Source organism: Variovorax sp. P4_D9, from assembly GCF_056401695.1.
In genome coordinates, this window is sequence record NZ_JBFUIU010000411.1 from 1 (window position 1) to 8,074 (window position 8,074).

The window sequence follows — 8,074 nt, forward strand, 5'->3', positions numbered from 1 at the left end:
ATTCTCTCGACCTCACGCGGACCCTGGTCGACAGCTTCTCGGCCACCAACCGCAACGTGCAGTTCGGCAACTTCAACCCCGACCGCGATCCGTTCTCGCAGACCGGTGTCAACGCCTCGTTCGGCTATATTCTCTCGACCTCACGCGGACCCTGGTCGACAGCTTCTCGGCCACCAACCGCAACGTGCAGTTCGGCAACTTCAACCCCGACCGCGATCCGTTCTCGCAGACCGGTGTCAACGCCTCGTTCGGCTATCAGCTCAATCCGGACTGGAAGTTCGACGCCGGCATGCTCTATGCCGATGGCCTGAATCACTACGACGACGGCCCGGGCCGCGACACGCGCGGTGTGCTTCGGACCGAGAACGGCTATGTCGGTGTCAAGGGCCGGGTGCTGTCGAACTGGACCACCCAACTGCAGTACTCGCGCAGCGAGGACTACAGCCGCGCCATCGTGGCGGCACCGTTCAACTTGCCGGGCCTGTTCGACACGACGCAGAACCAGTACCTCTGGCAGAACGACATCGTGACCTCGATCGGCACCGTGGTGGCCGGTCTCGAGCGCCGCGAGCAGGACGTCAACAGCGACACCCAGTACACGGTGACCGATCGCACCATCGACTCTGCCTTCATCGGCCTGAACGGCAACGCCGGCGCCCACAGCTGGCAGCTCAACGCACGGCACGACAGCAACTCGCAGTTCGGCGATGCCGATACCTGGTTCGCCGGCTACGCCTACCGCATCACGCCGAACTGGCGCGTCAGCGTGTCGCAAGGCACCAGCTTCGCGGCGCCGTCGTTCAACCAGCTGTACTTCCCGGGCTTCGGCAATCCGGCGCTGCAGCCCGAGGAGGGCAAGAACACCGACGCCAGCATCACCTGGACCCAGGGTGCCCATACCGTCAAGCTGGTGGGCTACGACAACAAGATCCAGGGCTTCATCACCAACACCACGCTGCCGCAGAACGTCCCCGAGGCGCGCATCACCGGCGGCACGCTGAGCTACGACGGCCAGTTCGACGGGCTGGGATTGCACGCCAGCTACGACTCGCTCGATCCGCGCAACGAGGTCACCGGCAAGCAACTGCCGCGCCGGGCGAAGAACCAGACGACGCTGGCGATCGACTACAGCACGGGGCCCTGGAAGCTCGGCGCTTCGGCCCTCAGCGTCGGCGGCCGCTTTGACGACGCGGCCAATACGCGCACACTCGGCGCCTACACCACGATCGACCTCTATGTGGACTATCGCTTTGCCAAGGACTGGACGGTGCAGGGCCGCATAACCAACCTGACCGATGAACACTACGAAACGGCCTTTGGCTACAACCAGGCCGGATTCGGCGCCTACCTGACCCTGCGGTGGCAACCGAAGAAGTGAACATCGCCCGCCGCGAACTGATCCTCGGGGGCCAGAAGAGCGGCAAGTCGCGTCGCGGCGAGCAGCTTGCCGCGGCGTGGCTGGCGCGCTCGTACTCGCATCGCGCGGTGCTGGTCGCCACGGCGCGGGCCCTGGATGCGGAGATGCTGGCGCGCGTCACCCTGCATCGCGAGGACCGGGCGCTGCGGGTGCCGGCCCTGGTCACGGTCGAGGAGCCGGTGGCGCTGGCGCAGGCCATCCGCGAACACGCCGGTCCGGAGACGCTGGTGCTGGTGGATTGCCTGACCCTGTGGCTGACCAACCTGATGATGCCTTTCGGGTCGCTTCGCGCGCCCCTGCCGGCCGATCGCGTGGTCGCCGAACTGCTGCGCGCGATCGACGAGGCGCCCGGGCCGCTGGTGCTGGTCGGCAACGAGATCGGCCTCGGCGTGATCCCGCTGGGCCGCGAGGTCCGCGCCTTCGTCGACGCGCTGGGCTTGCTGAACCAGCAGGTCGCAGCCGCCTGCGAGCGCGTCACGTTGATGGCGGCCGGGCTGCCGCTGAGCCTGAAGGACGTTTCATGAGGCGCCTCGCCAGGTTGTGGCTCGCCGTCTGCCTGGGCGCGCTGGCGCTGACCGCTCAGGCGATCGTTGTGACCGACGAGCGCGGCGTCGGCGTCGAGCTGCCGAAGCCGCCGCAGCGCATCGTGACCCTGCTGCCGTCGCTGACCGAATCGGTCTGCGCGCTCGGCGCCTGCGACCGGCTGGTTGGTGTCGACCGCTATTCGAACTGGCCGGCGTCGGTGCGCGGGCTGCCGCAGGTCGGCGGCGGCATCGATCCGAATGTCGAGGCCATCGTCGCGCTCAAGCCCGACGTGGTGCTGCTCGCGAAGTCGTCCCGCGTCACCGACCGGCTCGAGGCGCTCGGGCTCAAGGTGGTGGTGCTCGAACCGAAGAACCATGCCGACGTCCGGCGCGTGCTCGATGCGCTGGGTAAGGTGCTGGGCGTGGGCGGTGCGCAGGCCGTCTGGCGCGAGATCGACGCCAGCGTCTCGGCGGCGGCGCAGTCGCTGCCCGAGAGCGTGAAGCGCACGCGCGTCTATTTCGAGGTCAACAGCGCACCCTATGCCGCCGGCGAATCTTCATTCATCGGCGAGACCCTCACGCGCCTGGGGGCCAGGAACATCGTGCCGCCCGCGCTGGGCCCGTTCCCGAAACTCAATCCCGAGTTTGTGGTGCGCGCCGATCCCGACCTGATCATGGTCGGTGAGCGCAGTGCCCAGGGGCTGGAGCAGCGGCCGGGCTGGGCCCGCATCAAGGCCGTGCGCGAGGGCCGCATCTGCCGCTTCACGGCCGAGCAATCCGATGTGCTGGTCCGGCCCGGGCCGCGCATGGGCGAGGCGGCGCGCCTGATGGCCGAGTGCCTGCAGGAGCGCCGGTGAAGGGCCAGCATCGTCGCGCGATGCTGCTGGGCATCGCGCTGCTGCTGGCGGGCGCGGCGTTGCTGATGCTGGGCGCCGGCATCGGCAGCACCGGCTTCGAGAACCTACTGGCGGCGGCCGCCGATCCCGTGGCGCTGCAGATCGTGCGCGACATCCGCCTGCCGCGCACGCTCGGCGCCTGGCTCGCCGGCGCGCTGTTGGGGCTGGCGGGTGCGGTCGCGCAGGGGCTGTTCCGCAATCCGTTGGCCGATCCCTATCTGCTCGGCAGCGCCTCGGGTGCCTCGCTCGGCGTCGCGCTGGCACTTTGGTTGTTCGGCCTGTCGCCGACCAGCACGCAGTGGGTGGTGAGGCTCGGGCTCACGGGCGCTGCCTTTCTCGGCGCAGTGCTGGCGGTGCTGCTGACCTTGCTGCTGGCGCGCGGCGTGCAGCAGACGCTGAGGCTGCTGCTGGCGGGGGTGATCGTCGGCGTCGTGCTCGGCGCCGCCAAGGACCTGCTCACCATCGTCTCGACCGACATCCTGCAGGCCATCCAGGGCTTCATGCTCGGCAGCACCGGCCTGGTCGGCTGGAGCGCCTGTGCCGTGATGGGCGCGCTCGGCGTCGCCTGCCTGCTGCTCGCCTGGGCGTTGGCGCCGGTGCTCGACGGCCTCGCGCTCGGCGAGTCGACGGCGGYCAGCCTCGGCCTGCCGCTCGGCGCGATGCGCGCCGCGCTGGTCTCCGTGCTGGCGCTGGCGACCGGCGCCGCGGTCGCGCAGACCGGGTTGATCGCCTTCGTCGGCCTGGCGGCGCCACACCTGGTGCGCTCGGTGGTGAAGACCACGCATGCGCGGCTGATCGTGTTGTCGACCGCGATGGGCGGACTGCTGTTGATGGCTGCCGACCTGCTGGCGCGCTGGCTGGTCGCGCCGCAGGAACTGCCGGTCGGCGTGCTGACCGCGGTGCTCGGGGGAACCTATCTGCTTTGGCTGATGCACCGGCGCAGCGCGCGGGGTGGGCTGTGAGCCCGACGATCGTGATGGACGAGGCTGCGCTGCAGGCGCGCGGCATCACGGCTCGGCTGGGCTTGGCCGAGGTGCTGCACGGCATCGACCTGTCGCTGGCGGCAGGGCGCTGGACCAGCATCGTCGGACCCAACGGCGCTGGCAAGTCGACCTTGCTCAAGGTGCTCGCCGGCCTGTTGGCGCATGGCGGCGAAGTGCGCATGCAGGGACGGCCGCTGAATACGCTGTCCGGGCGTTCGCGTGCGCGCAGGCTGTCCTGGCTGGGGCAGGGCGGGGCGGGTGAAGGCAGCGCGGATGACCTGATGGTCTACGACGTTGCGATGCTCGGCCGACTGCCGCACCAGCGCTGGCTGGCCGCGCCCAGCGAGGCCGATCGCGCGGCCGTCGAGCGCGCGCTGCGCAGCACCCAGGCCTGGGACTGGCGCGACCGGCCGCTCGGCCAGTTGTCGGGCGGCGAGCGACAGCGGGTGCTGCTGGCGCGTGCGCTGGCGGTCGAGGCCGAGTTGCTGCTGATGGACGAGCCGCTCGCCAACCTCGATCCGCCGCATCAGGCCGACTGGATGCGCACCGTTCGGGCGCTTGTGGCCGAAGGCCGGACGGTGGTCAGCGTGCTGCACGAGTTGAATGCCGCACTCGCCGCCGACACGATGGTCGTGATGGCCGGAGGCCGGGTGCTGCACCACGGCGCCTGCGTCGATGCCGCGACGCATCGAGCGCTCGAGACCGTGTTCGACCACCGTGTCGCCCTTCACCACGTGGCCGGCCAGTGGCTGGCCGTGCCGCACTAGAGAATCAGAACTGGAAACGCATGCACATCGAAACCCCGCCCATCGAGAAGCCGTACGAGAAACCCGAGGGCGAGCGCCGCGGCCTCGTGATCGTCAACACCGGCGACGGCAAGGGCAAGAGCACGGCCGCCTTCGGGCTGGCCCTGCGGGCCCATGGCCGCGGCAAGCCTGTGAAGATCTACCAATTCATGAAGGTGCCGTCGGCGCGCTTCGGCGAGCACCGGATGTTCGAGCAACTCGGCATTCCGATCGAAGGCCTGGGCGATGGCTTCAGCTGGAAGAGCCAGGACCTGGCGCATTCGGCGCAGCTCGCGCGCGATGGCTGGGAGCGGGCGCGCGCCGCGATTCTCTCGGGCGAGAATTTTCTCGTCGTGCTGGACGAGATCACCTATCCGCTGATCTACGGCTGGCTGCCGCTCGATGGCGTGCTGGAGACCTTGCGCACGCGGCCGAAGGAGGTGCACGTGGTGCTGACCGGGCGCCGCTGCCCGCCCGAGATCGTCGAGCTCGCCGACACCGTGACCGAGATGCTGATGGTCAAGCATGCGTTCAAGGCCGGCATCCCCGCTCAGCGGGGCATCGAGGATTGATCACGATCGGCGCCCTCTGGCTGGCGCTCGCGATCGACCGCTGGCTCGGCGAGCCGCCGGCGCGCTGGCACCCGGTGGTCTGGACCGGGCGCTACCTTGGGTGGATCGGTCGGCGTGTCGCACCGCCCGCCGGTGCGCCGGTGCGCAAGCTCGCATGCTTCGCCGGCGGGGCGCTTGCCTGGTGCGCCGGTGCGGCGGTGATTCTGGCCGCAGCCTGCGCGGTCACCGCGGCTGCGAGCCGGCTGCCGATCTGGGCCGGCATCCTGCTGACCGGCATCGCCCTCAAGCCGCTGCTCGCCTGGCGCATGCTGCGCGACGAGGTGCTGGCGGTCGAGGCGGCGCTGGGTCGCTCGCTCGGCGAAGGCCGCATGCAGTTGGCCAGGCTGGTCAGCCGCGACGTGTCGGCGCTGAATGCGGTCCAGGTGCGCGAGAGCGCGATCGAATCGCTGGCCGAGAATCTCAACGACTCGCTGGTGGCGCCGCTGTTCTGGTTCGTGCTGCTCGGCCTGCCGGGCACGGCGCTCTATCGCTTCGCCAACACCGCGGACGCGATGTGGGGCTACCGCGGCGAGCGCGAAGGCCGGCAATGGGAGTGGGCCGGCAAGTGGGCGGCGCGCGCCGACGACCTGCTGTCGTGGCTGCCCGCTCGCTTGACCGCGTTGCTGCTGCTGTGCTGCTCTGCCGGTAGCGGGCCGGACCGCGTGTTGACCGCGGTGTGTCGCGAAGCGCGCCGGACCCCGTCTCCCAACAGCGGCTGGCCGATGGCCGCGATGGCGCTGCGGCTGGGCGTGCGCCTTGCCAAGCCCGGCATCTATGAACTCAACGCACAGGGTCGAATGGCGTCTGCCGCCGACACCGCGCAGGCGGCGCGCTGGGCCGCGCGCGCGGCCCTGCTGACGGGCCTCTGCGGGACCGCTGCATGGGCCGGCCTGACGACGTTATCCCAATGAACGCCGCCGGGATCTTCGAACTGATGCATGGCGGGCCCGATGACCAAGGGGCGGCACTGCATGACTTCTCGACCAACGGCAATGCCAGCGGACCGTGCCCCGCCGCGCTGCAGGCGCTGCAGGCGGCGGACGCCGGCCGCTATCCCGATCCGCACTACCAGGGCTTGCGCGAGCGGCTGGCGAGCTTTCATGGCGTCGATGCGCGACGCATCGTGATCGCCGCGAGCGCCAGTGAATTCATCGGCCGGGTCACTGCCGCCGTGTCGCAGGGCGGCGGTGGGCGGGTCCGGTTGCCGCCGCACGGCTACGGCGACTACCTGCGCGCCGCCAGGGCCTGGCATTTCCAGCCCGTGGCCGCCGACGACGCGGCCGACCTGGTCTGGTGCTGCGATCTCGGCAGTCCGCTGGGCCAGCCGCAAGTGAGGCTGGCGCAATCGGTGGATGCGTTGAGCGCCGGCTCGACCTGCGTCCTCGATCTCGCCTACCAGCCGCTTCGCCTCGAGGGTGCGCTGGCCCTGTCCGCGGAGCAGCGCAACCGCGTCTGGCAGCTCTGGACCCCCAACAAGGCGCTGGGACTGACGGGCGTCCGGGCGGCCTACGCGATCGCCCCGCTGGCTGCGCAGGACATGACGGCCCGCCTTGCCCGGCTCGCACCTTCCTGGCCGCTGGGCGCGCACGGCGTGGCCCTGCTCGAGGCCTGGGCCGGCGAGGCGGTCCAGCAGTGGCTGGCCGGGAGCCTCGACACGCTGCGGGCATGGAAGGCCGAACAGCTTGCGCTGTGCGAATCGCTGGGCTGGCGCTGCCAGCCGAGCGTGGCCAACTTCTTCTGTGCCGAGCCGGATGTCGCCCACACTCCGGCGCGCATCGCGGCGCTGAGGCAGGCAGGCATCAAGCTGCGCGACACGGCGTCCTTCGGGCTGCCGGGGTGGTTGCGCCTCGGCGTGCTGCCGCCGGACAGCCAGCAGGCGCTGCGGCGCGCCTGGCGCGCCGCACGCCCCTGAATCAATGCCGCTGCAGCTGCGGATGCTTGGCGAACAGCTCGGCCGCCCAGTCGACGAATGCCCGCACCTTGGCGCTCAGATGCCGGTTCGGCGGATACACCACGTGCACCGGCAGCGCCGGCCGCGTCCAGTCGGGCAGGATCTGCACCAATTCGCCGCTCGCGATGTAGGGCTCGGCCATGTAGGTGATGACCTGCGACAGCCCGAAGCCGCCAAGCACCGCCGTCATGTGGGCATTGCTGTCGTTGACCGAGACGCGGTAGGGGCCGGCGATCTCGAGCTGCTCCTCGCCGCGGTGGAATTCGTGCGGATAGACGCGGCGCGTGCTGCCCGAGAAGAAGCCCACCACGAGGTGGCGCTTCTCGATGTCCGACGGATGCTGCGGCGCGCCGTAGCGCTTCAGGTAGGCAGGCGAGGCCACGGTCATCCAGGGCAGGTTGCCGATGCGCCGCGCCACCAGCGACTGGTCGGTGAGATCGCCGCCGCGGATCACGCAGTCAACGTTGTCGGTGATCAGGTCGACCGTGCGGTCGCTGACGCCAACGTCGACCTGGATGTCGGGGTAGCGGTCGCAGAAGGTGGCGAGCGACGGAAGGATCACCAGCCGCGCCATCGACGAGCCGACGTCGATCCGCAGGCGCCCGGTGGGATTGGCCTGCGCATTGGTCATGCTGGCCTCGATGTCGTCGAAGTCGTTCAGCAGCCGGGCGGTGCGCTCGTAATAGGCTGCGCCGTCAGGCGTGACCGTGACGCGCCGCGTGGTCCGGTTCAGCAGCTTCACGTGCAGGCGTGACTCGAGCGCCTGGATCTGCTTGGTGACCGTGCCCTTGGGCAGGCCGAGGGAATCCGCGGCGCGGGTGAACGTGCCGGCTTCGACGACGCGGACAAAAATCCGCATGGCCTGGATCTGATCCATTTATGCTGCTCCTGGGGGTGGCGGGATGCC

General features: G+C 70.0%; 9 protein-coding genes. 8 read left to right on the plus strand and 1 reads right to left on the minus strand.

The genetic code is table 11. The features are described from left to right. The first annotated feature begins 184 nt into the window (after positions 1-184). Genes AC1DY5_RS33075 through AC1DY5_RS33110 form a run of 8 tightly spaced genes read left to right on the plus strand, consistent with a single transcriptional unit; the run spans position 185 to position 7,128 of the window. Positions 185-1,378 (plus strand): TonB-dependent receptor domain-containing protein, encoded by a 1,194-nt coding sequence (locus AC1DY5_RS33075; RefSeq protein WP_478118381.1) that lies wholly within the window; start codon positions 185-187, stop codon positions 1,376-1,378. Further along, positions 1,360-1,941, plus strand: coding sequence for a bifunctional adenosylcobinamide kinase/adenosylcobinamide-phosphate guanylyltransferase (locus AC1DY5_RS33080; RefSeq protein ID WP_478118383.1), 582 nt, complete (start codon positions 1,360-1,362; stop codon positions 1,939-1,941). The genes AC1DY5_RS33075 and AC1DY5_RS33080 overlap by 19 nt, the downstream gene beginning before the upstream one ends. Next, positions 1,938-2,798: an ABC transporter substrate-binding protein gene (locus AC1DY5_RS33085; protein WP_478118385.1), complete on the plus strand. Its 861-nt coding sequence runs from the start codon at positions 1,938-1,940 to the stop codon at positions 2,796-2,798. Before AC1DY5_RS33080 ends, AC1DY5_RS33085 begins: the two co-directional genes overlap by 4 nt. Positions 2,799-2,818: 20 nt before the next feature. Beyond that, positions 2,819-3,799 carry a FecCD family ABC transporter permease gene (locus AC1DY5_RS33090; protein ID WP_478118394.1) on the plus strand — a complete coding sequence of 327 codons (981 nt, stop codon included), beginning with the start codon at positions 2,819-2,821 and terminating at the stop codon, positions 3,797-3,799. A gap of 14 nt (positions 3,800-3,813) precedes the next feature. Beyond that, complete coding sequence (locus tag AC1DY5_RS33095) at positions 3,814-4,587, plus strand: ABC transporter ATP-binding protein (RefSeq protein WP_478118396.1); 774 nt, start codon at positions 3,814-3,816, stop codon at positions 4,585-4,587. Between the two features lie 20 nt (positions 4,588-4,607). Further along, complete coding sequence (gene cobO / locus AC1DY5_RS33100) at positions 4,608-5,177, plus strand: cob(I)yrinic acid a,c-diamide adenosyltransferase (RefSeq protein ID WP_478118387.1); 570 nt, start codon at positions 4,608-4,610, stop codon at positions 5,175-5,177. Then, on the plus strand, positions 5,174-6,127 hold the full coding sequence (gene cbiB / locus AC1DY5_RS33105; protein ID WP_478118389.1) for an adenosylcobinamide-phosphate synthase CbiB: 954 nt from the start codon (positions 5,174-5,176) through the stop codon (positions 6,125-6,127). The genes cobO and cbiB overlap by 4 nt, the downstream gene beginning before the upstream one ends. Continuing rightward, positions 6,124-7,128 carry an aminotransferase class I/II-fold pyridoxal phosphate-dependent enzyme gene (locus AC1DY5_RS33110; RefSeq protein ID WP_478118391.1) on the plus strand — a complete coding sequence of 335 codons (1,005 nt, stop codon included), beginning with the start codon at positions 6,124-6,126 and terminating at the stop codon, positions 7,126-7,128. The genes cbiB and AC1DY5_RS33110 overlap by 4 nt, the downstream gene beginning before the upstream one ends. 1 nt (position 7,129) lies before the next feature. Here AC1DY5_RS33110 and AC1DY5_RS33115 read toward each other — a convergent pair whose 3' ends face one another. After that, positions 7,130-8,044, minus strand: a complete 915-nt coding sequence (locus tag AC1DY5_RS33115) for a LysR family transcriptional regulator (RefSeq protein WP_478118392.1) — start codon at positions 8,042-8,044, stop codon at positions 7,130-7,132. Positions 8,045-8,074 lie beyond the last annotated feature (30 nt).